The sequence below is a fragment of the Actinoallomurus liliacearum genome (assembly GCF_039542035.1).
Taxonomy (GTDB): Bacteria; Actinomycetota; Actinomycetes; order Streptosporangiales; family Streptosporangiaceae; genus Actinoallomurus; species Actinoallomurus liliacearum.
Genome location: NZ_BAABHJ010000020.1, coordinates 115,782 through 140,611, shown reverse-complemented (window position 1 = coordinate 140,611; position 24,830 = coordinate 115,782). Strand labels below are relative to the sequence as shown.

Sequence of the window (24,830 nt, the reverse complement as noted above, 5' to 3'; positions counted from 1 at the left end):
GACGCGCGGCCGGCTGGCCGTAGACTCGCTGGACGACAGCGCAGGTCAGGAGGAACATCGTGAGCAGGGCATGGCGTGGCGTCATTGAGGAGTACCGCGATCGGCTCCCCGTGACGGCCGGGACGCCGGTCGTCACCCTTCTGGAGGGTGGCACGCCCCTGCTGCCGGCGACCCGGGTCTCTCAGCTCACGGGTTGCGAGGTGTACCTCAAGGTCGAGGGGGCCAACCCGACCGGCTCGTTCAAGGACCGCGGCATGACGCTCGCGATCAGCAAGGCCGCCGAGGACGGCGCCAAGGCGGTGATCTGCGCCTCGACCGGTAACACCTCCGCGTCGGCGGCCGCGTACGCCGTGCGCGCCGGGATGGTCTGCGCGGTGCTCGTGCCGCGCGGCAAGATCGCGATGGGCAAGCTGGCGCAGGCGCTGGTGCACGGCGCCAAGCTGCTGCAGATCGACGGCAACTTCGACGACTGCCTCGAGCTCGCCCGCAAGCTCGCCGTCGACTATCCGGTGGCGCTCGTCAACTCGGTGAACAAGTTCCGGCTGCACGGCCAGAAGACCGCCGCCTTCGAGATCATCGACGCGCTCGGCGCGGCCCCGGACGTGCACTGCCTGCCCGTCGGCAACGCCGGGAACATCAGCGCCTACTGGATGGGCTACAAGGAGTCCGACGCGCGCCCGCGCATGCTGGGCTTCCAGGCTGCCGGCGCCGCGCCGATCGTCCGCGGGGAGCCGGTCACGGCGCCGCAGACCATCGCGACGGCGATCCGCATCGGCAACCCCGCCTCCTGGGACCTCGCGCTCAAGGCGCGGGACGAGTCCGGGGGCGCGATCGAGGCCGTCACCGACCGGCAGATCCTGGCCGCCTACCGGCTGCTCGCCCGCGAGGAGGGCGTGTTCGTCGAGCCGGCGTCGGCGGCGAGCGTCGCGGGGCTGCTGCAGGCCGCCGACGAGGGTCTCCTGCGCCGGGGCGAGCGCGTCGTGTGCACGGTGACCGGCAACGGTCTGAAGGATCCCGACTGGGCCATCTCGGGTGCCCCGGCGCCGATCACGGTGCCGGTCGACGCGCACGCCGCCGCGTCCGCCCTGGAACTCGCTTGACCGAGCGAAGCGAGGGAATCGGTAAGCGGAGCACCTTGGTCATGAGGCCGACGAAGGAGATCTCATGACCGCGCCGCACGACACGCCCGCGGCCGTCCACGTACGGGTCCCCGCGACCTGCGCGAACCTCGGTCCCGGGTTCGACGCGCTGGGGCTGGCGGTCACCCTGTACGACGACGTGGAGGTCGAGCTCGCCGACTCCGGCGTGTGGATCGACGTCACGGGCGAGGGCGAGGAGACCGCCAAGCGCGGCGAGCAGCACCTGATCGTGCGGACGTTCCGGGAGACGTACGCGCTCATCGGTCCGGCGCCCGCGCCCGGGCTGCGGCTCCGCTGCGTCAACCGGATCCCGCACGCGCGCGGGCTCGGCTCGTCCTCGGCCGCCACGGTCGCCGGGATCCTCGCCGCCCGGGCCCTGCATCCGGAGGGCGCGGGCCTCACCGACACGGACGTCCTCGCGCTGGCCACGAGGATCGAGGGACACCCGGACAACGTCGCGCCGTGTCTGGCGGGCGGCCTGACCATCGCCTGGGAGAGCACCGCCGGACCGCGTATGACCAGGCTCGACGTCGCCCCGGACGTGCGCCCCGTGGCGTTCGTGCCCGAGCACCGGCTCGCCACCGAGCGCGCCCGCGGCCTCCTGCCGGACGTCGTACCCCACGCCGACGCCGCGGCGAACTCCGGCCGCGCCGCGCTCCTGATCGCCGCGCTCACCGCCCGGCCGGAACTGCTCCTGGACGCCACCGAGGACCGGCTGCACCAGGCGTACCGCGCCCCGGCCATGCCGGAGTCGGTCGCGCTGGTGGACCGGTTGCGCGCGCGGGGCGTGCCCGCGGTGGTGTCGGGGGCCGGGCCGACGGTCCTTGCGCTGGTCTCCGGGGTCGATGTTGATTCGATCGGCTCGGAAGTGGGTACTTCGTGGCACATACACCCGCTGAACGTTGACCCCCACGGCGCATGCGTTCAGCCGATCAGTCAGGAAACGCGAGTCTCCGGGGAATAGCAGTGTGCCCAGGTGATGTTAGGCTAAGTGCCGCACCAGATGCCCCGTACGGGGGCGTGGGCTCGTCAGCCACTCCGACTTACGTCGGCCGTGTGACACGGATGTGGTTCCCCGGCAACGAAATCGCTCGTTGTTCAGCGTTCAGCCAAAACTACGGACGTATCGGAATCGGGGATCTCTCGCGAGAACCTGCCTCCACCATCTGGATGTGGCCAGAACTCTTCGCCGATCACCTGAAGATCAGCAGAGCTCGACTGATCCGGCGCCCCCGCCGGTTCGCACGACCGGGTTGCCTGGCCGACGGCGGCCACACCCGCTCCCTGGGAAGGACCCTTAGTGAGCGAATCCACCGAACTCCTCTCGGACGCAGCAGTCACCACGACTTCTGAGGCCGCGTCCGCCGAGAAGGCGACGACGGCTGCGCCGCGGCGCCGCCGCTCGGGCACCGGCCTGTCGGCGATGGTGCTGCCCGAGCTCAAGGCCCTGGCCTCGAGCCTCGGGATCAGCGGTACGGGCGGAATGCGGAAGAGCCAGCTCATCGCCGCCATCCAAGAGCGGCAGACGCAGAACGCCGGAGGCGCTGACCAGGCCCCCGCCGCGAAGAGCGACGCCGAGGCCCCTGCCGCGCAGGAGACCGCCGCGGCGCCCGCGGCCGCCGCGCCGAAGCGCGAGCGTGCCGCCAAGCGCGAAGAGGCGCCGGCGCAGGAGCAGCAGGAGATCAAGGTCGAGGCCGAGAAGGCCGAGTCCGCCGGCGACGGCGGAGCGCGCGACCACGCGGGCCGGGAGGGCGGTCAGCGGCAGCGTCAGCGCGGCAACCGTAACCGGGACGGCCAGGGTCAGCGTGAGGACAACCGCGGCCAGCGTGAGGACAATCGCGGCCAGCGTGAGGACAATCGCGGCCAGCGCGGCGAGGACAACCGCGGGCAGCGCGGCGAGGACAACCGCGGGCAGCGCAGCGACGACCGCGGGCAGCGTGGTGAGGACAGCCGCGGGCAGCGCAGCGACGACCGCGGCCAGGGCCAGCGCGGTCCGAACCAGCGTCAGCAGTCCGACTCCGACGACGAGGACGGCGGCGGCCGGCGTCGGCGCGGCCGGTTCCGCGAGCGCAACCGGGGCCGTGGCGGCCGCGAGCGTTTCGACTCCGAGCCCACGATCAGCGAGGACGACGTCCTCATCCCGGTCTCCGGCATCCTCGACATCCGCGATAACTACGCGTTCGTGCGCACGACCGGCTACCTGCCGGGCCCGCAGGACGTCTACGTCTCCCTCGCCCAGGTCCGCAAGAACGGCCTGCGCAAGGGTGACGTGATCACCGGCGCCGTGCGCCAGCCCCGCGAGGGCGAGCGCCGGGAGAAGTTCAACGCGCTGGTCCGCCTCGACACCGTCAACGGCATGGAGCCGGAGCAGGCCAAGGGCCGCGTCGACTTCTCCAAGCTGACCCCGCTGTACCCGCAGGAGCGGCTGCGCCTGGAGAGCGAGCCGGGCCAGCTCACCACGCGGATCATCGACCTGGTCAGCCCGATCGGCAAGGGCCAGCGTGGTCTGATCGTCTCGCCGCCCAAGGCCGGTAAGACGATGGTGCTGCAGGCGATCGCCAACGCGATCACCAAGAACAACCCCGAGTGCCACCTCATGGTCGTCCTCGTCGACGAGCGGCCAGAAGAGGTCACCGACATGCAGCGGTCGGTGAAGGGCGAGGTCATCCACTCGACCTTCGACCGGCCCGCAGACGACCACACGATGGTCGCCGAGCTGGCGATCGAGCGCGCCAAGCGGCTCGTCGAGCTGGGCCACGACGTCGTCGTGCTGCTCGACTCGATCACCCGTCTCGGCCGCGCGTACAACCTCGCCGCGCCCGCCAGCGGCCGGATCCTGTCCGGTGGTGTGGACTCCACGGCGCTGTACCCGCCGAAGCGGTTCTTCGGCGCCGCCCGCAACATCGAGAACGGCGGCTCGCTGACGATCCTGGCCACCGCGCTGATCGAGACCGGCTCGCGGATGGACGAGGTCATCTTCGAGGAGTTCAAGGGCACCGGCAACATGGAGGTCCGCCTCCGCCGCGAGCTCGCCGACAAGCGGGTGTTCCCGGCGATCGACGTCGACGCCTCCAGCACCCGTAAGGAAGAGATCCTGCTGGCTCCGGAGGAGCTGCGGATCGTCTGGCAGCTGCGCCGCGTGCTGCACGCGCTCGACACCCAGCAGGCGCTGGAGCTCCTCATCGAGAAGATGAAGGAGACCAAGTCGAACGCGGAGTTCCTCCTGCAGGTGCAGAAGACCACGCTCAACGACTGACCCGCGTGACACGACGCCCCGGAGCACGCCTCCGGGGCGTCGTCGTTTCCCGGGCCGGACGAGGTGGGGGTAGCCCTACCTGCCGAAGGCTGGAATGCTCCATGGCGGGACGCCCCGCCGTTCAGCAGGCTGGACCCGTACGCTCATACGGCAGGAAGGGACCCCGGTGAACGGCACCGTCGACACATCGACCTCCTCCAGGCGCGGCCCGCTGCGTCTGCTGAAGGATCCGCTCACCTGGCGGTCGGCCGCCTTCCTGCTGCTGCACTTCCCCTTCGGCCTGGCCTACTTCGTCGCGCTGACCGTGCTGCTCTCGGTCTCGGTCGGGACCCTCCTGATCTGGGTGGGCATCCTCGGCCTGGCGCTGACCATGGTGCTCTGGCGGTGCGCCGCCGTGCTGGAACGGCGGCTCGCGCGCCTGGCCTTCGGCGTGGACATCCCCAGCCCGTACCGGGCGCTGCCGGCCGGCAACAACCTGCTGCGCAAGTGGAAGGCGATGGCCGCCGACCCCGCGACCTGGAAGGACCTCGTCTACCTGCTCCTCGCCTTCCCCATCGGCATCGCGGAGTTCGTCATCTCGATGGTGCTGTGGACGGCGACGATGTCGCTGGTCACGATGCCGATCTGGATCACGCAGAATCGGGGCGGCTACATCGTCGTGACGCTCGCCGGGCACGACTTCTGGCTGGACGACCCGGTGAGCACGCTGCCCGCGGTGCCGCTGGGGATCGGCGTCCTCGTCCTCGCGATGTACGCCGTGCGGATCGTCGGGGCGGCGCACGGGGCGATCGCGCGGTACCTCCTGGGACCGAACGAGACCCAGGCGCTCCGGGCCCGTACGGCGCAGCTGCGGGCCAGCCGGGCGCGCGGGGTGGACGCCGCGGAGGCCGAGCGGCGGCGGATCGAGCGCGACCTGCACGACGGAGCCCAGCAGCAACTGCTGGCCGTCGCGATGGACCTCGGCCGCGCCCGGGCGAAGCTCGAGACCGATCCGGTCGCCGCCCAGGAACTGCTCCAGCAGGCCCACGCGGGCGCCAAGGAGGCCATCGCCGAGCTGCGCAACCTCGCGCGCGGGATCTACCCGGCGATCCTCACCGACCGCGGGCTGGACGCGGCGATCTCCGCAGTCGCGGCCCGGGCCCCGATGCCCGTCGAGGTGGAGATCGACCTGCCGACCAGACCGCCCGCCGCCGTGGAGAGCATCGCGTACTTCATCGTCTCCGAGGCGCTCACCAACGTGGCGAAGTACGCCCGGGCGACGCAGGCCGCCGTGCGCATCGCCCGGGACCAGACCTGGGTGGTCGTCGAGGTCTCCGACAACGGCGTCGGCGGGGCCGAGGCCACACCGGGCGGCGGACTGGCGGGCCTGGCGGACCGCGCGGCCGGCATCGACGGCATCCTGACGGTGAACAGCCCGCTCGGCGGACCGACCGTGATCCGCGCGGACCTGCCCTGCGTGTGGTGACCTTCCCCCAGGCCTGTCTCAAAGCCCCGCTGTCCTACTGCGCGGCCGCTCGCTACGGACGGGGGCTTTGAGACAGGCCTTAGTCTGGTGGCGTGCGGGTGGTGATCGCGGAAGACGCCGTAATGCTGCGCGAGGGGCTGATCCGCCTGCTCGCGGACGAGGACATCGAGACGGTCGCCACGTCCGGTGACGGCCCGGGGCTGGTCGACATCGTGGCGGAGCACCGCCCCGACCTCGCCATCGTGGACGTCCGGATGCCGCCGTCGTTCACCGACGAGGGTCTGCGGGCCGCCCTGGAGGCGCGCCGGCGGGTCCCGGGCACGCCGATCCTCGTCTTCTCCCAGTACGTCGAGGAGCGCTACGCCACCGACCTGATCGGGGACGGCGCGGAGGGCGTCGGTTACCTGCTGAAGGAGCGGGTCGCCGACCTCGCGGAGTTCACCGCCGCCGTGCGCCGGGTCGCCGCCGGCGGCACGGTCATCGACCCCGAGGTGATCGCCCAGTTGCTCGGGCGGCGGCGCCGGGGGGACCGGCTGGAGGCGCTGACCCCGCGCGAGCGGGAGGTCCTCGGCCTGATGGCCGAGGGCCTGTCGAACGCCGCCGTCGCCCGCCGCCTCTTCGTCACCGACGGCGCGGTGGAGAAGCACATCTCGAACATCTTCCTCAAGCTCGACCTACAGCACACCGACAGCACCCACCGGCGGGTCAAGGCCGTGCTCGCGTATCTCGGCCAGAGCTGATCCGGACGGCCCGTACGAGCGCGGGCCGGGCGCGTGAAATGTCGCGGATGTTGCTAATGTCCCGAATGTGACCACGGGGTTGACGGGGACGGACGCCCGGCTGGCGTTCGACGGGCGGCAGTGCCGCATGGACTACTCACCTTCTTCGGGCGGCTGGCTGCGCCGTCGGCTGGGCCGGATCGAATTCCCGGTGACCGCGCTGACGGGCGTCCAGCTGCTGCCGCCGGGCCGGCGGCGGGTCGGACGGCTGACCCTCTTCCTGCGCCAGGGCGCGGACCCGTTCTACGCGGTGGCCGGCGCGATGATCTCGGCAGACGACCACCCCTTCTTCGTCGAGTTCCCGGCGGAGCACGAGGCGGACGCGCGCCGGCTGGCGGAGACCCTGCACGCGGCCGTCGTCTCGGCGGACACGGCGCAGTCCACCGCCGCCGAGTTCATGATCGAGGCGCCATGGCCGTCGGCGGTCGAGACCTACGACGGGACCTGTCACTTCGACGGCCGCAACGTCCGCCTGGCCTGGCGGACCGGAGGCGAGGGACGGACCTTCCCACTGGCCGCCCTGGACGCGGTCACCTGCGTGGCCGGCCAGGGCAGGAGGGGCGACTTCCTCTGGTTCCGCGCCGTGGGGGAGCGGGCCGACCAGGTGCCCGACCCGCGGGACCGGGAGCGCTGCCTGCCGTTCGCGTCCGAGCGGGCCGAGGCGCTCCTGTTCGCCGCGGGCGTCGCGACCGCACTGCGCGGCCGGCAACTGGACCTGAACGCTCCGCCGGCCGAGGGCGGCCTGCCGCACGGACTGTCCGGGCCGGGCCGGCCCGGTGGCGTCGGCGGCGTCCTGCACGGGCTGCACGGACGAGCGGAGTTCGACGGCTCGGCCGTGCTCGTGACCAGCCAGGGCATGAGCCGCAGGATCCCGCTGGCCGCCATCGACCAGGTCGAGCTCGTCGAGGCGCAGGGCGGCGTCGGGCACGTTCGGGTCCGGCTCGCCGGCGCGCCCGACGAGCGGTCCGCGCCCGACCCCTCCCTGGACGTGGACGCGGTGCTGCACAACAACGACCCGGCGGCGCTGGAGTTCACGCTGCAGGTGACCCGGGCGCTGCAGGGCGTGACCCGCGTCCCCGACCCGGAACTGCTGCACACCGCCGGTCTGCGCCCGGACGTCGGTGAGGCGCTCGCCCGGGCCAGCGGACGCGTCCGTGCCATGGTGCGCGAGCTGGCCGCCCTGTCGGCCGCGCTGGAACCCGGCGAGACGGTACGGGAGATCGAGCTGGCCGTGGGCCGGCGCGTCCTGGTCTTCTTCCTCACCGACCGGCACCTGCTCAGCATCGGCCCCGACGACGCCCTCGGCGGCCACACGGCGGTACCGCTGGACATGTTCACCGACGTCCGCGCGACCTGGGATGAGACGCACGAGGGGAACCTGGTGTGGATCGACGTGGAGGGCGACGAGATCCCCTTCCACGGCATCTACCACCCGGTCCGCTTCCAGCAGACCTTCCGCGCCCTCCGCTTCGGCGCGTACGGCGGACAGGAGCCCGGCGCGCCGTCGCCCGCGTACGGAGCACAGACGCCCGGCGGCCCGTCACCCGCGTATGGCGGGCAGGCCCCCGGCGCGCCGTCGCCCGCGTACGGCGGACAGGCCTCCGGCGCGCCGTCGCCCGCGTACGCGGCCGCACCGGCGGCGGGGCCTCGGCAGGCGCCGGGCGCGCCGGCCCACCACCGGCCCGACGTCGCGGCCGCCCTGAGCCGGACGAGGAGCGACGTGGGCCCGTTCCAGCGCGAGCTGGCCGCGCTGCTCGACGTCCTCGACGCGGGCGAGCCCGTCAAGGAGGTGGAACCCGGACGGTGGAACGGCAAGGCGGGGCTGCTGGCGCTCACCGACCGGCGCGTCGTCTTCGCGGATCAGGAGGGCGGCCTGAACGGGCTCGCCTTCGCCGACATGGACTACGTCAGCTGTGACACCGACTATGACGACAGTCCGGGCAAGCTGAGCATCACGGACAACGACTACGACGACATCGAGTTCACCTGGCTGCGCGATCCCGAACGCTTCAGGTGCGCCATCGACGCCATGCGGCAGTGCCCGCCGGAGCAGGTCCCGGCGCCCGCCGGCGTGTCGCCCGACGACCTCCTGCGGCGACCCGACGTCGCGGCGGCGCTGTCCCGGTCCCGGGCCGGCGGCCGGCCCGACGCGCACCAGCTCCTCCTGCTCGCCGCCGGGTTCGGGCCCGGTGACCAGGTGCACGAGCTGGAACCGGCGCTGTTCGCCGGGGAGAGCGGTCTGCTCGCGCTGACCGGACGCGCGATGCTGTTCGCCGGTCCCGGCGGCCTGCGGCGCGTTCCCCTCACCGCGGTCGCCGGCGTGGACCACTACGAGTGGGATCGCCGGCCCGGTGGCGAGGACCTGCACCTGGAACTCGGGTCCGGCTGGGAGGACCTGGTCTTCCGGCTGCGCGGCGGTGAGCGGTTCGCGACGGCGATCGGCGCCATCCTCGCGGGTTCCCCCGTACGGCCGGCGCCGGCCGGTCCAGGGCGCCGGTACGCGGCGGAGCCGGAGATCGAGCTGTCCGACGTCTCCGACTGGCTCGGCGGGATCGCCGAGGCCGCCTCCCGGCTCACCCAGCTCGTCAACGCCCAGAAGAACGGGCTGCTGACCGAGGCGGAGCTGAGCGCCAAGTGCGCGGGGCCCCTCGCCGACGGCGAGCGGTTCGAGGCGGCGATCGACGCGTACCTCGCCGGAACGCCGGTGTGGCCCGACGCGGTACGCCACCCCGGACGCACGGCCGCGGGCAAGGACGAGGTACGCGCCTGGGTGGGCCGCATCGGCGACCTGGCCGTCAAGCTCGGCGACCTGGTCCAGCTCCGCCAGGAGGGACTGCTCAGCGCCGAGGAGTTCGCCGCCAAGTGCGCGGAGCTGCGGCGCCGCTAACGGGCCGACAGGCCCGGCTCAGCCGCGGTCGAGGAACGCCAGGACGGCCAGGACACGGCGGTTGTCGTCGTCGGAGGGCGGCAGGTTCAGCTTCGCGAAGATGTTGGACGTGTGCTTGGCGACGGCGCGTTCGGTGACGACGAGGCGCTGGGCGATCGCGGTGTTCGACCGGCCCTCGGCCATCAGCTCCAGCACTTCGCGCTCCCGTGGCGTCAGCGCGCCGAGCGGTTCGTTCCTGACGTTCCGGGCCAGCAGCTGGGAGATCACCTGCGGGTCCATCGCGGTCCCGCCCGCCGCGACCCGCCGCACCGCGTCGATGAACTGGTCGGCGTCGAACACCCGGTCCTTCAGCAGGTAACCGACGCCGCCGCTGCCGTCGGCGAGCAGCTCCCGGGCGTACAACTGCTCGACGTGCTGGGACAGCACGAGCACGGGCAGGCCGGGGATCTCCCGCCGGGCGTGCAGTGCCGCCTGCAGACCCTCGTCGGTGAAGGACGGCGGCAGGCGTACGTCGACGACGGCCACGTCGGGCTTCAGCGTCAGCAGCGACCGGGTCAGCTCGGGACCGTTGTCGACGGCCGCGGCGATCTCGAAGCCGTATGCCTCGAGTAGCCGGATCAGACCGTCGCGCAGGAGGAACAGGTCCTCCGCGAGGACGACGCGCATCACTCTCCATCTCGGGGGGTCAACGCCGGGGGGACGTCAGGACGCACGGCAGCTCCATCGTGACCATGGTCGGACCGCCCAGCGGACTGCTGAGGGCCAGGACACCGTCGAATGTACCGAGCCGCCGCTCGATCCCGTGCAGTCCCGTGCCACGGGACGCGTCGGCGCCGCCCCGGCCGTCATCGGTGATCACGATCCGCAGCCGGTCGTCCTCGTGCCGGATGTCGATCCAGACCCGCTGCGCGCCGGAGTGCTTGGCGGCATTGGTCAGCACCTCCGAGACCGCGAAGTAGGCCGCGGACTCGACCGGGGCCTCCAGCCGGCCGGGCAGCTCGACCGTGACCTCGGTCCGCAGCGGACTGGCCATCGCCAGCGCCCGTACGGCGTCGCCCAGGCCGCGCTCGGCCAGCACCGGGGGATGGATGCCGCGGACCAGGTCCCGCAGCTCGGTCAGCGCCTTGGACGACGACTCACGCGCCTCCGCGAGGAGTCGCCGGGCCTTCTCCGGGTCGCGGTCCATCAGCGCCTCGATCGTGCCCAGGCTCATGCCCATGGCGACCAGCCGCGCCTGCGCGCCGTCGTGCAGGTCGCGCTCGATGCGCCGCAGCTCGGCCGCCTGCGTGTCCAGCGCGTCGGAGCGGGACTCCGTCAGGTGCGCGACCCGCAGCTCCAGCTCCCGCTCCCGCGTCGGGGCGAGCAGTCCCTTCGTGACCACGGAGCTCGCCCGCATGAGCCGGGGCGCGAGCCAGAGGCCGAGTACGGCGTACACGAAGCCGAGCAGTGCCGCGTTGTCGGCCGTGTTCTGGCTGACGACGTGGATGAAGGTGTACCACTCGCCGCCGCCCGCGTCGTGGATCGGCTTCCAGACGCCCGCCGCCAGCACCCAGCCGTACGGGCCGTACATGGGGAGGACGAAGGCGATGATCCCCAGGACGAAGCCCACCGTCGCGTCCACGAACAGCCACAGCACGTCCCGCCAGGTCGCCGGATCGGCCACGGCCCACCGGTAGCGCTGGAAGACGCCGACCAACCCGCCCCGGAACCGCGGCTTCGGCTTGTACGGCTCGTTGATCTCCACGCCGAACCACTCGTGCGCCAGCCGCCGGCGCGCGTTGGCATAGCCGCGGACCAGGTGGGTCACCAGGGGGAACAGCACGATCCCGACGGGGAACGTCACAGCGAAGAACACGATGGACAAGACGAACAACACCAGCGACACCGGCAATGCCAGCAACGCCATCGCGAGCCCTCGTACGGCCGCGAGCGCACCGTTCTTCACTGTTCCCTCCGATTTCGGATCCCATCATTCACCGTCGAGCGTGCCGATTGTCGGCGTTACGGTCACTGGGTCTGAGAACCGGGCTATGGTGGTGCCAGCACCACTTTTAACCGGGGGTAAACCTACCGATCCCTAGGGTGCTCACCGGCTGGGCGCGTCACCGGCGCGTCCCTAGCGTCTCGTGACAGTCAGTACTCAATCCACGAACGCGAGGGGACTTCCGCATGTCCGAGACAGCCACCCTGCCCAGGAGCGACTTCGCCCCGCTGATCCAGGAGGTGCGCGCCGCCGGTCTGCTGGAGCGGCGCACCCGGCGCTACGCCGGAACGGTGGGTCTCGACCTGCTGCTGTACGGCGCCGTGTTCGCCCTGATCGCGTTCGTCGGCGACTCCTGGTGGCAGCTCGCCCTGGCCGTGCCCGCGGCGATCCTCACGACCCGTCTCTACTTCGTCGGGCACGACGCCGGCCACGGGCAGATCGCCGGGACCCGCCGCATGAACCGCCTCATGGGAATGCTGATCGGGAACCTGGCGGTCGGCCTGAGCTACGGCTGGTGGACCGACAAGCACAACCGGCACCACGCGAACCCGAACCACGTGGACAAGGACCCCGACGTCGGCGTCGGAGTCCTCGTCTGGACGGCCGAACAGGCCGCGGACCGGCGGGGCGCCGTCACCCGGTGGCTCACCCGCAACCAGGGCCGGCTGTTCTTCCCGCTGCTCCTCCTGGAGGGGTTCAACCTCAAGGTCTCCAGCGTCCGGTCGGTGATCTCGGCGGCGCGCGGCAAGACCGGCGCCCGGCAGCGGCGTACGGCGCTCGTCGAGGCGGCCTTCCTGGCCCTGCACTTCGCCGGCTACCTCGGCCTGGTGTTCAGCGTCATGTCGCCGGGCAAGGCGGTCCTCTTCATCCTGGTGCACCAGGCGGTGCTCGGCGTCCACCTGGGCTGCTCCTTCGCCCCGAACCACAAGGGCATGCCGATGCCGGGCCCGGACGAGCGCTGGGACCACCTCCGCAAGCAGGTCCTCACCTCCCGCAACGTCCGCGGCGGCCTCCTCACCGACTGGTTCCTGGGCGGGCTGAACTACCAGATCGAGCACCACCTGTTCCCCGGCATGCCGCGCCCGAACCTGCGCCGCGCCCAGCCCCTCGTACGGGCGCACTGCGAGCGGCTCGACCTCCCGTACACCGAGGAGGGCCTGATCGAGTCGTACGCCCACGCGCTCGGCCACCTGCACGCCGCGGGTGCTCCGCTGCGCTGAGCCCCGCGGGCCGGCGCGGGAATGCCCGGTGGCCTCGGCATGTTGTCGTGTCTGGCACACTGGAACACGCTGTGGTACCGGTTCACATCCCCGAACTTCCTCTGGGATGACCCGGCGACCACCCGGAGCGAGGAGAGATAGTGAAGCCTGAGATCCACCCCGACTACGTCGTCACCACGGTGACGTGCACGTGCGGGAACACCTTCCAGACCCGCAGCACCGCGCAGAACGGCGTCATCCACGCCGACGTGTGCTCGAGCTGCCACCCGTTCTACACGGGCAAGCAGAAGATCCTCGACACCGGTGGTCGTGTGGCGCGCTTCGAGAAGCGCTTCGGCAAGAAGGCCGCGGGCGGCAACAAGAAGTAGGTCGGACCGCTACGCCGGCCGGAGGCACGCCGCCCCGGCCGGCGTTCCGCCTGTCCGCCCACCTACCCGGCTGACCGAGGACCTGACGTGAATCTCGACGATCTCGTCGGCGAGTACGCCGACATCGAAACGCGGCTCGCCGATCCAGCCGTACATGCCGACCAGGCGACGGCGCGCCGGCTGGGCAAGCGCTACGCCGAGCTGCGGCCGATCGTCGAGACCGCCCGTGACCTGCGGGCCGCCCAGGACGACGCGGCCGCCGCGCGCGAACTGGCCGCCGAGGACCCCGTCTTCGCCCAGGAGGCGGCCGACCTCGACAAGCGCATCGACGAGCTCGAGGAGACGCTGCGGCGCCTGCTCGTGCCGCGCGACCCCAACGACGACAAGGACATCATCCTCGAGATCAAGGCGGGGGAGGGCGGCGAGGAGTCCGCGCTCTTCGCCGGCGATCTGCTGCGGATGTACCTCCGCTACGCCGAGCGCGCCGGCTGGAAGACCGAGATCATCGACGCCCAGCACTCCGACCTCGGCGGGTACAAGGACGTCACGGTCGCCGTGAAGTCCCGGGGCACCGAGGACGGCGTCTGGGCCCGCCTGAAGTACGAGGGCGGCGTGCACCGCGTCCAGCGCGTCCCGGCCACCGAGTCACAGGGCCGCATCCACACCAGCGCCGCCGGCGTGTTCGTCATGCCCGAGGCCGAGGACATCGACGTCCAGATCGATCCGAACGACCTGCGCATCGACGTCTTCCGCTCCAGCGGCCCCGGCGGCCAGAGCGTCAACACGACCGACTCGGCCGTCCGGATCACCCACCTGCCCACCGGCATCGTCGTGTCCTGCCAGAACGAGAAGAGCCAGCTCCAGAACAAGGAGCAGGCCCTGCGCATCCTGCGCGCCCGGATGCTGGCGGTCGCCCAGGAGGAGGCCGAGGCCGCCGCGTCGGCCGAGCGCAAGAGCCAGGTGCGCACCGTCGACCGTTCCGAGCGGGTTCGCACCTACAACTTTCCGGAGAATCGCATCTCCGACCACCGCGTGGGCTACAAGGCATATAACCTCGACCAGGTACTCGACGGAGACCTGCACAACGTCACGCAGGCCCTCGTCGACGCCGACATGGAGCAAAGACTCGCCGAAGCCACATGACCCACCTGCTGTCCGACGAGATCGCCCGTGCGACGGCGCGCCTGGCCGCCGCGGGGGTTCCGTCGCCGCGCGCCGACGCCGAGGAGCTGGCGGCATTCGTGCACGGCGTCAAGCGCGCCGAGCTGCACACCGTGCCCGACGCCGCCTTCGACGCGCGGTTCTGGGAGGGCATCGCGCGGCGTGAGGCGGGCGAGCCGCTGCAGCACATCACCGGCCGGGCGTTCTTCCGCTACCTCGAGCTGAAGGTCGGGCCGGGCGTGTTCGTGCCCCGCCCGGAGACCGAGGTCCTCGCCGGCTGGGCCATCGACACCCTCCACAAGATGGACGTCGGCGACCCTCTCGTGGTCGACCTCGGCACCGGCTCGGCCGCGATCGCGCTGTCGATCGCCCAGGAGGTCCCGCGCGCACGGGTGCACGGCGTGGAGAAGGACCCGAAGGCGTACGTCCACGCCACCCGCAACGTCGAGGACCTCGACGAGCGCGGCCGCGTCCGGCTGCACCTCGGCGACTTCGCCGACGCGCTGCACGAGTTCGACCACGGCGTCGACCTGGTCGTGAGCAACCCGCCGTACATCCCGATGTCGGAGTGGGAGTACGTCCCGGAGGACGTCCGCGACTTCGACCCGGCGGCGGCGCTGTGGGGCGGGGGAGACGACGGCCTCGACGCCGTCCGCGTCGTCGAGCATACGGCCCGGCGCCTGCTGCGCCCGGGCGGCTGGGTCGCCGTCGAGCACAGCGACCTCCAGGGCCACCCGGTCTACTGGATCTTCGCCGAGGAGCTCGGCTGGCGCGACGTCCGCAACCACAAGGACCTCACCGGCCGCGACCGCTTCGTCACCGCCCGCCTCGGCACCGACTGATCCTTCCCATGGCCCGATCCCTGTCCGGGCGGGTGCGCGGCGGTGGGAGAATGGCGGGCGTGAGCCGACGATACGACTGCTCGGAGCCGCTGGAGCGGACGAAGGGGATCGCGGACGCCGTCTCGGCCGTCCGCCGTGGTGAGCTGGTGGTCCTGCCCACCGACACGGTGTACGGGATCGGCGCCGACGCGTTCACACCCAGCGCGGTGACCGCGCTGCTCGACGCGAAGGGCCGCGGCCGCGACATGCCGTCCCCCGTACTGGTCGGCTCGGTGCGTGCCGCGCAGGCGCTGGTCGACGACCTCGGCACGTACGGCCAGGACCTGATCGACGAGTTCTGGCCCGGCGCGCTGACGATCGTGTGCCGCGCCAACACCACCCTCGCCTGGGACCTCGGTGACACCAAGGGCACCGTCGCGGTCCGGATGCCGCTGCACCAGCTCACCTTGGAGCTGCTGAAGGAGACCGGCCCGATGGCGGTCAGCAGCGCCAACCGGTCCGGCGCCGCCCCGTCGCGCACGGCCGAGGAGGCCGAGACCCAGCTCGGCGACTCCGTCTCGGTCTACCTGGACGACGGCCCGAGCGGCGACGAGATGCCCTCGTCGATCGTCGACCTGACGGGCGCGGTCCCGCGCCTGCTGCGGGCGGGCGCCATCTCCGAGGAGCGCCTCCGCGAGGTCTGCGGCGTCCTCCTCAGCGACGAGGACGACCCCGCCCCGGAGCCGCCGGCCGACGACGCCCCCAAGGATGCCGCGAAGCCCGCTGAGGACCCGCAGAACACCCGTTCGCCGCTGCCCGAGGCGGATGCGAAGACCCCTGCCCCCGCAGACCGCACGAACGCCGACAAGGACGCGCCCACCGACCGCTGACGCCCGATCTCGTCGAGGTCTCCGCGCCGAGGATTTGTGTCGTGATAGCGACAAAAATCCTCGGCGCCCGGAGTGATCCTGTCCGGCTCGAGCACGAGAGACCGGGTGCTGGGAAGGGTCAGTAGTGCTGGCGCCAGGCGCCGCACTTCTTGGTCGTGAACTTGCCCTTGCTCCAGGTGCCGCGGCACTCCTGGACGTACATGTGCTTGATCCGGGTCGATGTGACGGTCTGCCACTTGTCCTGGACCTGGTCGCCCGTGAGCGCGACGACCCGTACGTCGTCCTTCTGCTTCTTCGCGCCGGTGAAGGTGAAGCGGAGCGCGGCGCTGTAGCCGTCCTTCTTCGTGTCCTTGAGGTCGAAGGTCAGCGTCACCTTCGACGCCTCGGTGTTGTAGAAACCGAAGGCGTCGACACCGGACAGGCCGACGGTCCGCCAGAAGCCGACCGCCGCGTCCGCGGGCGTCGTGGTCAGGGCGAAGGTCGTGATGATGACGCCGGCTGCGAGAGTGGCCGTCGCGATTCGCCGCATTGATCTCTCCAAGATCGATTGGGCGGTACGAGCGATGATCTTAGCAGTTCGGCCGGTTTGCTCCACATAAAGAGAAGGGCCCTGCCGCGCCGCAGGGCCCTTCTCCGTCAGCTCAGAGTGAACCGATTATCGACTCAGATGGAGATCTTCTTGTACTTGCCGGCCTTCGTGACCGTGAAGGTCTTGGTCTTCGTGTTGCGGTGGCCCAGCACCTCGCGGATGTACGCGTACTTCGCGTTGACGTAGCCGCTGTCGGAGAAGGTCTTCTTCCCCGTCTTCGGGGTGATGACGAGCGGGTACTTCTCGCCCGGGATCTTGATCTCGAAGCCGGCCGCCAGGCCGTCGGCCTTGGTGTCCTTGCCGTAGACGGACAGCGCCAGCTTCGACTTGTAGTTCCAGTACTTCCCGTAGGTGTAGACACCGGCGATGTCGTACGGCGCGCTCCAGCGGGTGTAGCCGCTGCGCTTCGTGCCACCGATCTGCCAGTAGTGGTAGGTGGCCGTCGCGTGGACGCCGCCGGCCGGGGCGGACTGCAGGCTCCCGAGGGGGACGGTCTCCATGCTCTTGGTGTCGGCGCTCGCCGGTCCGGCGGCGAGGGCGATGGCGGCAGCGGCTGCGACGGCCCCCGTGGCGACAAGAGTCGCGATGCGACGCATTGATCCTCCGTGTTCGGAGATTGGATGAACGGGAAGGACCGTAGCACTTCCGAAGAATACGATGTGCCGGTTTTTCGGGTGATTTTGGTGGCCGCGAAAGGACGGAACCGATGGGAGACCGCCGACATCTAACGGGCATGCGTGACGCATGGCCTGACGCCGGTGGAGAGGAATGTCGGGGGCGGGGTCTAGGGTCCTTCTTTCGTGCTTTCCGGCCGTCGGTGAATCGCCGGGAGCCGAACCTTCGCGGGGTCTCGGGCGTCTGACCTCAGCGGGAGACGTCGCCGCGGTGGGGCGATGATCTTAGCGGAGCGGAGACGAACCTATCGGGGCGGCTCGGGCCGGTGTGTGATCATCGGCACACTCAGGGATGGATCACGCGGTCCTGCCATGGAACCTGCCCGGGCCGGGCCGACGTGCCTCGCCGGGACGGTGCGAGTGACCATCGCCGCTTGGTCATCGGGAATAGAGTTGGGTCCCGCACGGCGGGCTCGGTGGACGGTGGAGGGAGGCGGGCGGTGCGGGAGTACATCCTCACGTTCCTGACGGCGGCGATCGTCACCTACCTTCTCGTTCCCCTGGTGCGGAAGTTCGCGATCGCCTTCAAGGCGATGACGCCGGTGCGCGACCGGGACGTGCACGCCATCCCCACGCCGCGGATCGGCGGCCTGGCGATGTTCTTCGGGATGTGCGCCGCGCTCCTGATGGCCTCACGGTTGCCGCACATGCGCGACGTCTTCACCGAGAGCCCCACGTGGGTCGGCCTGTTGTCGGCCGGTGGGCTGCTGGTCGTGGTGGGCATCGCCGACGACCGCTGGGAGATCGACGCGCTGACCAAGATGGCCGGCCAGGTCGCGGCGGCCGGGCTGCTCATCATGAACGGCGTCCAGCTGCTGTGGATCCCGCTGCCCGGCGCGACCCTCGCGCTGCCGCCGTCGTACGGCGTGCCGGTCACGATCCTCGTCGTGGTCGCGACGATCAACGCGGTGAACTTCATCGACGGGCTCGACGGGCTGGCCGCGGGCATCGTGGGCGTCTCGGCGCTCGCCTTCTTCGTGTACGCCTATCTGGTCACCGTCGTCGCGCACCTCGATCACCAGAGCGCCCCGGCGCTGATCGCGGCGGTGCTGGCCGGGATGTGCGTCGGGTTCCTCCCGCACAACTTCAGCCCGGCGCGGATCTTCATGGGCGACACCGGGTCCATGTTGATCGGGTTGATGCTGGCCACATCCATGATCACCGTGTCGGGGTTCGACCCGGTGGCCCTGAAGGGGTCGATCAACCGGTTCCCGACGCTGCTGCCGCTGCTGCCGGTGGCGATCCTCGTCGTCCCCTACGCCGACATGCTGATGGCGGTGGTCCGCCGGACGTACGGCGGGCGGTCGCCGTTCGCGCCGGACAAGAAGCACATGCACCACCGGCTGCTGAACCTCGGTCACTCGCACCGGGGCGCCGCGCTGGTGATGTACCTCTGGACGGCGCTCTTCTCCTTCGGGGTGGTCGCGCTGTCCGCCGCCAAGTCGCCGCTGCTCGTGCTGGCCGCCGCGACCGTCGTCGCGATCGCCGCACTCGTGGTGATGGCGTTCCCGCAGCTACGCCCGCACGGACGGCGACACCGGACGGGCGAGGAAACTCCCTCGGACAAGCGTCCTCGGCAGGCCGCGTGAGCTGCGGACTTTACCATTACTTGGTAGGTCATTCCGAGCAGTGAGAAGCTTGTGATACCTTTCACGAGCGGGCAACCGAACACCCACCGTGAACACTCGGAGCACTCATGCACTCCAACGACGCCCGGATCCTCCGTGGCGCCGCGATCCCGACCGGCCTAGTCGGCCTGGTAGCGATCATCGCCGGCCTGCTCTTGGCCGGCGGTAAGGGAGCCCTGGGCTCCGCGCTCGGGACCGTCGTGGTGCTTGCATTCTTCACCCTCGGCGTGGTCGTCGTCAGCTATGTCACGAAAATTTCCGAACAGATGGTCCTGATGGCCGGCCTGTTCAGCTTCCTCGTGAAATTCATCGTGGTGCTGGGCCTGGTCATCGCGTTGAAAGACGTGACCCTGTGGAACGCGCGTGCCTTCGGCTGGACGGTGATCGCCCTCACGGTCGTCTGGCTCGCGGCCGAGACGAACGCGACCCTCAAGGTGAAGGCCCCGTATGTCGAACCCGCCCCCCGGTCGCAGAGCCAGGGCAAGTCGGGCGCATGATGACAATGGACTACTCCAATATGACTACGCGGGAGGTGGCCTGCTATCGTCCGAGACGCGATGACCGGGGATGGGCGTCAGCCCAGCGATGCAGACAACCGCAAGTTCGCCAACGACATGTCAGCGGCGCCCGCAACCCTGCTGGGCGGCATGCTGGTCTACGGCGGAGCGGGATGGCTGCTCGCACGCTGGCTCCACGTCCCGGCCCTGCTTCCCATCGGGCTGGTATTCGGCCTCGTCTTCGCGAGCTACCTGGTCTACGCCCGCTACGGCCGCTGAGTAGGGCCTGCGGAGCCGTAGCCCACCGAGACGACAGCAAGGTTGCCGCCTTGATGAGCTACGACTGCGAAAGGATCGCCGGGTGAGTGCGCCGCACCTCCTCGCCAAGGACTTCCAAGACGAGGCCCCGGGCCTCGGCCTCTTCCAGTGGAAGCCGCTCTTCCACATCGGCCCGTTCGCCGTGGCGAAGCCGATCGTCCTGTGCCTGATCGTGGCGATCATCATCGTCGCGTTCTTCTGGGCCGCGTTCGCCAAACCCAAGCTGGTGCCCCGCGGCGCGCAGAACGTCGGCGAGGTCCTCTACATGTTCGTCCGGGACGAGATCGCCCGGCCGTTCCTGGGCAAGGACGCCGAGAAGTGGATGCGGCTGCTGGTGCCGCTGTTCTTCTTCGTCTGGCTCGGCAACCTCATGTCGGTGATCCCGATCGCGCAGTTCCCGGTGAACTCGCGAATCGCGTTCCCCATGGTCCTCGCCCTGCTGGTCTACGGGACCTTCTGGGTCGTCGGCGTCAAGCACCAGGGCTTCTTCGGCCTGCTCAAGAACGCGACGATGCCGCCGGACCTGCCGTGGCCGCTCTACATCCTGGTCATCCCGATCGAGTTCGCCTCGACCTTCCTGCTGCGGCCGTTCACCCACGCGGTCCGGCTCTTCGCGAACATGTTCGCCGGCCATCTCCTGGTCGCGCTGTTCGCGACGGTAGGCTTCCACTTCCTCTTCGAGAAGCTGACCCCGCTGGGCGCCCCGGTCGGCATTCTCGGCGTCATCCTGACGATCTTCATGACGGCCTTCGAGCTGTTCGTGCAGGCGGTGCAAGCGTACGTCTTCGCACTGCTCGCGGCGTTCTACATCAGCGCCGGTCTGTACGCCGACCACTGATAGCAACCCGAATAACCCCAAGACCTGACCGGTGGGGAGCCCCACCGGCCGAGTGAAAAGGAAAAGGAATGACGAACCTCCTCGCCGCCGCCGTCGACATCAACCACGGTCTCAAGTCGATCGGGTACGGCCTCGCGGCCATCGGCCCGGGCATCGGCGTCGGCATCGTCTTCGGCCAGGGCGTACAGGCCATGGCCCGTCAGCCCGAGATGACCAACGTCATTCGCCAGAACATGATCCTGGGCTTCGCCTTTTCCGAGGCGCTCGCCCTGATCGGTCTGGTCATGCCGTTCGTCTACTGACCAAGACTTTTTACGGAAGGCTGTGCACGCCATGTACCTGGCGCAACACGCGGGGCTGCTAGCGGCGGAGAGCAAGAACCCCAACCCGCTGCTCCCCGACGCGGCCGAGATGATCGTCGGCATCTTCGCGTTCCTCGTCGTGCTGTTCTTCCTCGGCAAGGTTCTCATCCCGCGCATCCAGAAGGCGCTCGAGGAGCGTACTGACGCGATCGAGGGTGGGATCAAGCGGGCCGAGGAGGCGCAGGCCGAGGCTCAGCGGACGCTCGAGCAGTACCAGACGCAGCTGGCCGAGGCCCGGCAGGAGGCCGCACGGATCCGCGAGGAGGCGCGCGAGCAGGGGGCGCAGATCATCGCGGAGCTGCGCGACCAGGCGCAGGCCGAGGCACAGCGGCTCGTCGACCAGGCGCACACCCAGATCGACGCCGACCGGCAGCAGGCGTTCACCCAGCTCCGTACGGAGATCGGGGAGCTCGCGATCGAGCTGGCCGGCCGCATCGTCGGCGAGTCCCTTGAGGACGAGGCCCGGCGCCGCGGCACCGTCGACCGCTTCCTCGACGAGCTCGAGGACCGTGCGCGGGCGGGGGCGTAAGAAATGATCGGCGCGAGCAGGGCCTCGTTCGTCGAGGCCAGGGAGCGGCTCGAGGCCGTCCTGTCCACCGCTGGTGACCCGGCGGCGTTCGGCGACGAGCTGTTCGCCGTGGTGCACCTGCTCGACCGGGAGCACGTGCTGCGCCGGGCCCTGTCGGACCCGGCCCAGCCGGCCGACCGGCGGGCCGGGCTGGCCACGGCCGTGCTCGACGGCAACGTCGCCCCGGCGGTCCGTGACTTCATCGGCGACGTCGTGCGGCAGCGGTGGGCGCGGTCCACCGAGCTCGCCGACGCGATCGAGGAGCTCGCGGTGACCGCCGTCGCGGCCGCCGCCGAGGCGCAGTCGCGGATCGACGACGTGGAAGACGAGCTCTTCCGGTTCGGGCGGATCGTCGAGGGACAGCCGGAGCTGCGGGGCGCGCTGGTGGACCGGCGGGTACCGGCCGAGCGCAAGGTCGAGCTGGTCACCACGCTCCTGGAGGGCAAGACTGCGGCGGCGACGTTGCGGCTGGTCAGCGAGGCTGTGGCACATCCGCGAGGACGTAGTCTGGAGCGAGCGCTCGAGGGCTACGGACGGATCGTCGCCGAGCGCCGCAACCGGCTGGTCGCGGTGGTCCGCACGGCGGTCGAGCTCGACGAGGCGCGGAAGACGCGGCTGACGGCAGCGCTGTCGGCGCAGTACGGCCGCGACGTTCACTTGAACATTGAGGTCGACCCCTCCGTTTTGGGTGGTATTTCCGTCCAGATCGGGGACGAGGAAATCGACGGCACCATCGCTCGCCGGCTGGAAGACGTCCGCCGGCGAATCGAACGGTCGAGCTGAACCAAGCATCGGACTCACGGAGAGAGACGAAGAAGACATGGCGGAGCTGACGATCCGGCCGGAGGAGATCCGGGGCGCGCTCGAGCGCTTCGTCCAGGCCTACGAGCCGGAGACCGCCGCGCGCGAGGAGGTCGGGACCGTCGTCGAGTGCTTCGACGGCATCGCCTTCGTCGAGGGCCTGCCCTCGGCCATGGCGAACGAGCTCCTTGAGTTCGAGGACGGCACGCGCGGCATCGCGCTGAACCTGGACGTTCGCCAGATCGGTGTCGTCATCCTGGGCGACTTCTCCAAGATCGAGGAGGGCCAGCAGGTCCGCCGCACCGGCGAGGTCCTGTCGGTGCCGATCGGCGACGGCTACCTCGGCCGCGTCGTGGACTCGCTGGGGAACCCGATCGACGGCAAGGGCGCGATCGAGACGGCCGGCCGCCGCGAGCTGGAGCTGCAGGCGCCGGGCGTCATGCAGCGCCAGCCGGTGGGCGAGCCGCTGCAGACCGGTATCAAGGCGATCGACGCGCTGACGCCGATCGGCCGCGGTCAGCGACAGCTGATCATCGGTGACCGGCAGACCGGCAAGACCACCGTCGCGATCGACACGATCCTGAACCAGAAGCAGGCGTGGGAGAGCGGCGACCCGAGCAAGCAGGTCCGCTGCATCTACGTCGCGGTCGGCCAGAAGGGCTCGACGATCGCGCAGGTGCGGGCCACCCTCGAGGCGGCCGGCGCCCTGGAGTACACCACGATCGTGGCGGCTCCGGCGTCCGAACCCGCGGGCTACAAGTACATCGCCCCCTACACCGGCTCGGCCATCGGCCAGCACTGGATGTACGAGGGCAAGCACGTCCTGATCGTGTTCGACGACCTGTCCAAGCAGGCCGAGTCGTACCGCGCGATCTCGCTGCTGCTGCGCCGTCCGCCGGGCCGCGAGGCCTACCCCGGTGACGTGTTCTACCTGCACTCGCGGCTGCTGGAGCGGTGCGCGAAGCTGTCGGACGACATGGGCGCCGGCTCGATGACGGGTCTGCCGATCATCGAGACCAAGGGCAACGACGTCTCGGCGTACATCCCGACGAACGTCATCTCGATCACCGACGGCCAGGTCTTCCTGGAGACCGACCTGTTCAACCAGGGTGTCCGGCCGGCCATCAACGTCGGTATTTCGGTGTCCCGCGTCGGCGGCGCCGCGATGACCAAGGCTATGCGCAAGGCGACCAGCAACCTGAAGCTGTTCCTGTCGCAGTTCCGCGACCTGGAGGCGTTCGCCGCGTTCGCGTCCGACCTGGACGCCGCGTCGCGCGCCCAGCTGGACCGCGGCGCCCGCCTGGTCGAGCTGCTCAAGCAGCCGCAGAACAACCCGTTCCCGATGGAGCAGCAGGTCGTCTCCATCTGGTCGGGCACGAACGGCGAGCTCGACGACGTGCCGATCGAGGACATCCGCCGGTTCGAGGCCGAGCTGCTCGACTACGTGAAGCGCAACCAGTCGGGTCTGCTGGACGGCATCCGGGAGACCGGCCAGTTCGGCGACGACGCCCAGTCGACCCTGAAGGACGCCATCGCGGAGTTCAAGAAGGGCTTCGAGACCACGAACCACGGCCTGCTCGTCCAGGAGCAGCCGGTCGAGGCCATCGATGAGGGTGACGTCGAGCAGGAGAAGATCACCCGCGTAAGGAAGAAGTAAGGCATGGGTGCCCAGCTTCGGACGATCCGGCGCCGTATCGCCACGACGAGGTCGATGGCGAAGATCACGCGCGCGCAGGAGCTCATCGCCTCGTCGCGGATCGTCAAGGCACAGCAGCGGGTGCGGGAGTCGGGGCCGTACGCCCGGCAGATCACGCGCGCCATCTCCGCGCTGGTCAGCCACAACGTCGGTGTCGGCCACCCGCTGCTGACCGAGCGGACCGACAGCAAGCGCGCCGCGGTGCTGATCATCACGAGTGACCGCGGGTTCGCCGGCGGTTACAACGCCAACGTCATCCGCGAGGCGGAGGGCCTGATGACGATGCTGCGGGAGCAGGGCAAGGAGCCCATCCCGTACATCGTCGGGCGCAAGGGCGTCGGCTGGTACCGCTTCCGCGAGCGCGAGTTCGCCGGGGAGTGGACCGGCTTCAGTGACAACCCGCGGTTCGAGAACGCCGAGACCATCGGCCGTGCTCTCGTCCGTGAGTTCGAGAAGCCGGCCGACGAGGGCGGCGTCGCCGAGATCCACGTCGTCTACACCGAGTTCGTGTCGATGCTGACGCAGACGGCGCAGGTCCGCCGGCTGCTGCCGCTGGAGATCGAGGAGTCCGAGCAGGCCCCGGAGGAGCAGGCCCAGGGCGTGCTGCCGGCGTACGAGTTCGAGCCCTCCGCGGAGGCCGTGCTCGACGCCCTCCTGCCGAACTACATCGAGAGCCGGATCTGGCACATGCTGCTCCAGGCGGCCGCCTCCGAGCACGCGCAGCGGCGGCGGGCGATGAAGTCGGCGACCGACAACGCCAACGATGTGATCGAGAACCTGACGCGGGTCGCGAACCAGGCCCGTCAGGCCGAGATCACGCAGGAAATCAGCGAGATCGTCGGTGGCGCGAACGCGCTCGCCGAGAGCTCCGCGGGGAGTGAGTGAGAGT

Annotated in this window: 24 protein-coding genes; 20 read left to right on the top strand and 4 right to left on the bottom strand. The window is 70.4% G+C overall.

Annotated features, from left to right (window positions below; genetic code table 11):
- Positions 1–59 precede the first annotated feature (59 nt).
- The 6 genes from thrC to ABD978_RS26450 all read left to right on the top strand — a co-directional run bounded on the left by thrC (position 60) and on the right by ABD978_RS26450 (position 9,526).
- Positions 60–1,100 (top strand): threonine synthase, encoded by a 1,041-nt coding sequence (gene thrC, locus ABD978_RS26475; RefSeq protein WP_345360067.1) that lies wholly within the window; start codon positions 60–62, stop codon positions 1,098–1,100.
- Positions 1,101–1,164: 64 nt separating this feature from the next.
- Positions 1,165–2,103 (top strand): homoserine kinase, encoded by a 939-nt coding sequence (gene thrB, locus ABD978_RS26470; protein WP_345360064.1) that lies wholly within the window; start codon positions 1,165–1,167, stop codon positions 2,101–2,103.
- 336 nt (positions 2,104–2,439) lie between these two features.
- Positions 2,440–4,395, top strand: coding sequence for a transcription termination factor Rho (gene rho, locus ABD978_RS26465; protein ID WP_345360061.1), 1,956 nt, complete (start codon positions 2,440–2,442; stop codon positions 4,393–4,395).
- Positions 4,396–4,561: 166 nt separating this feature from the next.
- Positions 4,562–5,860, top strand: a complete 1,299-nt coding sequence (locus tag ABD978_RS26460) for a sensor histidine kinase (RefSeq protein WP_345360058.1) — start codon at positions 4,562–4,564, stop codon at positions 5,858–5,860.
- Positions 5,861–5,952: 92 nt separating this feature from the next.
- Positions 5,953–6,600 carry a response regulator gene (locus ABD978_RS26455; RefSeq protein ID WP_345360055.1) on the top strand — a complete coding sequence of 216 codons (648 nt, stop codon included), beginning with the start codon at positions 5,953–5,955 and terminating at the stop codon, positions 6,598–6,600.
- A 67-nt stretch (positions 6,601–6,667) separates the two neighbouring features.
- Entirely contained in the window at positions 6,668–9,526 is a 2,859-nt protein-coding gene (locus tag ABD978_RS26450; RefSeq protein WP_345360052.1) for a DUF4429 domain-containing protein, read from the top strand.
- Positions 9,527–9,544: 18 nt separating this feature from the next.
- Here the strand turns inward: ABD978_RS26450 and ABD978_RS26445 are convergent, their stop codons facing one another.
- A complete protein-coding gene (locus ABD978_RS26445) occupies positions 9,545–10,192 on the bottom strand; it encodes a LuxR C-terminal-related transcriptional regulator (protein ID WP_345360049.1) in 648 nt (215 codons plus the stop codon).
- 19 nt (positions 10,193–10,211) lie between these two features.
- Complete coding sequence (locus ABD978_RS26440; RefSeq protein WP_345360047.1) at positions 10,212–11,471, bottom strand: sensor histidine kinase; 1,260 nt, start codon at positions 11,469–11,471, stop codon at positions 10,212–10,214.
- Positions 11,472–11,695: 224 nt separating this feature from the next.
- Between ABD978_RS26440 and ABD978_RS26435 the strand changes: the two genes are divergently transcribed.
- The 5 genes from ABD978_RS26435 (at position 11,696) to ABD978_RS26415 (ending at position 15,970) form a co-directional block, all read left to right on the top strand.
- Positions 11,696–12,730, top strand: coding sequence for a fatty acid desaturase family protein (locus tag ABD978_RS26435; protein ID WP_345360045.1), 1,035 nt, complete (start codon positions 11,696–11,698; stop codon positions 12,728–12,730).
- Positions 12,731–12,870: 140 nt separating this feature from the next.
- Positions 12,871–13,098 carry a 50S ribosomal protein L31 gene (gene rpmE / locus ABD978_RS26430; protein ID WP_345360043.1) on the top strand — a complete coding sequence of 76 codons (228 nt, stop codon included), beginning with the start codon at positions 12,871–12,873 and terminating at the stop codon, positions 13,096–13,098.
- 87 nt (positions 13,099–13,185) lie between these two features.
- On the top strand, positions 13,186–14,241 hold the full coding sequence (prfA, locus tag ABD978_RS26425; RefSeq protein ID WP_345360040.1) for a peptide chain release factor 1: 1,056 nt from the start codon (positions 13,186–13,188) through the stop codon (positions 14,239–14,241).
- Positions 14,238–15,101, top strand: coding sequence for a peptide chain release factor N(5)-glutamine methyltransferase (gene prmC / locus ABD978_RS26420; RefSeq protein ID WP_345360037.1), 864 nt, complete (start codon positions 14,238–14,240; stop codon positions 15,099–15,101). The genes prfA and prmC overlap by 4 nt, the downstream gene beginning before the upstream one ends.
- Before the next feature lie 59 nt (positions 15,102–15,160).
- Entirely contained in the window at positions 15,161–15,970 is an 810-nt protein-coding gene (locus ABD978_RS26415) for an L-threonylcarbamoyladenylate synthase (RefSeq protein WP_345360034.1), read from the top strand.
- 118 nt (positions 15,971–16,088) lie between these two features.
- On the opposite strand, the gene ABD978_RS26410 is transcribed toward ABD978_RS26415, so the two are convergent.
- Both ABD978_RS26410 and ABD978_RS26405 read right to left on the bottom strand, forming a co-directional pair.
- Positions 16,089–16,499: a hypothetical protein gene (locus ABD978_RS26410; protein WP_345360031.1), complete on the bottom strand. Its 411-nt coding sequence runs from the start codon at positions 16,497–16,499 to the stop codon at positions 16,089–16,091.
- 134 nt (positions 16,500–16,633) lie between these two features.
- On the bottom strand, positions 16,634–17,155 hold the full coding sequence (locus ABD978_RS26405) for a hypothetical protein (protein ID WP_345360028.1): 522 nt from the start codon (positions 17,153–17,155) through the stop codon (positions 16,634–16,636).
- A 518-nt stretch (positions 17,156–17,673) separates the two neighbouring features.
- Here ABD978_RS26405 and ABD978_RS26400 point away from each other — a divergent pair.
- From ABD978_RS26400 to ABD978_RS26360, 9 genes are all read left to right on the top strand, one after another.
- On the top strand, positions 17,674–18,822 hold the full coding sequence (locus ABD978_RS26400; protein ID WP_345360025.1) for a glycosyltransferase family 4 protein: 1,149 nt from the start codon (positions 17,674–17,676) through the stop codon (positions 18,820–18,822).
- A 107-nt stretch (positions 18,823–18,929) separates the two neighbouring features.
- Positions 18,930–19,358 (top strand): Cg1360 family ATP-synthase-associated protein, encoded by a 429-nt coding sequence (locus ABD978_RS26395; protein ID WP_345360022.1) that lies wholly within the window; start codon positions 18,930–18,932, stop codon positions 19,356–19,358.
- Positions 19,359–19,475: 117 nt separating this feature from the next.
- The gene (locus tag ABD978_RS26390; protein ID WP_345360019.1) at positions 19,476–19,637 is read left to right on the top strand and encodes a hypothetical protein; all 162 of its coding nucleotides are present in this window, start codon (positions 19,476–19,478) and stop codon (positions 19,635–19,637) included.
- 82 nt (positions 19,638–19,719) lie between these two features.
- Positions 19,720–20,514 carry a F0F1 ATP synthase subunit A gene (gene atpB / locus ABD978_RS26385; protein WP_345360016.1) on the top strand — a complete coding sequence of 265 codons (795 nt, stop codon included), beginning with the start codon at positions 19,720–19,722 and terminating at the stop codon, positions 20,512–20,514.
- A 68-nt stretch (positions 20,515–20,582) separates the two neighbouring features.
- On the top strand, positions 20,583–20,816 hold the full coding sequence (gene atpE / locus ABD978_RS26380) for an ATP synthase F0 subunit C (RefSeq protein ID WP_345360013.1): 234 nt from the start codon (positions 20,583–20,585) through the stop codon (positions 20,814–20,816).
- Positions 20,817–20,847: 31 nt separating this feature from the next.
- A complete protein-coding gene (locus tag ABD978_RS26375) occupies positions 20,848–21,405 on the top strand; it encodes a F0F1 ATP synthase subunit B (RefSeq protein ID WP_345360010.1) in 558 nt (185 codons plus the stop codon).
- A gap of 3 nt (positions 21,406–21,408) precedes the next feature.
- Positions 21,409–22,227: a F0F1 ATP synthase subunit delta gene (locus ABD978_RS26370; RefSeq protein WP_345360007.1), complete on the top strand. Its 819-nt coding sequence runs from the start codon at positions 21,409–21,411 to the stop codon at positions 22,225–22,227.
- A 37-nt stretch (positions 22,228–22,264) separates the two neighbouring features.
- Positions 22,265–23,902: a F0F1 ATP synthase subunit alpha gene (gene atpA, locus ABD978_RS26365; RefSeq protein ID WP_345360004.1), complete on the top strand. Its 1,638-nt coding sequence runs from the start codon at positions 22,265–22,267 to the stop codon at positions 23,900–23,902.
- A 3-nt stretch (positions 23,903–23,905) separates the two neighbouring features.
- Positions 23,906–24,826 carry a F0F1 ATP synthase subunit gamma gene (locus tag ABD978_RS26360; RefSeq protein ID WP_345360001.1) on the top strand — a complete coding sequence of 307 codons (921 nt, stop codon included), beginning with the start codon at positions 23,906–23,908 and terminating at the stop codon, positions 24,824–24,826.
- Positions 24,827–24,830 lie beyond the last annotated feature (4 nt).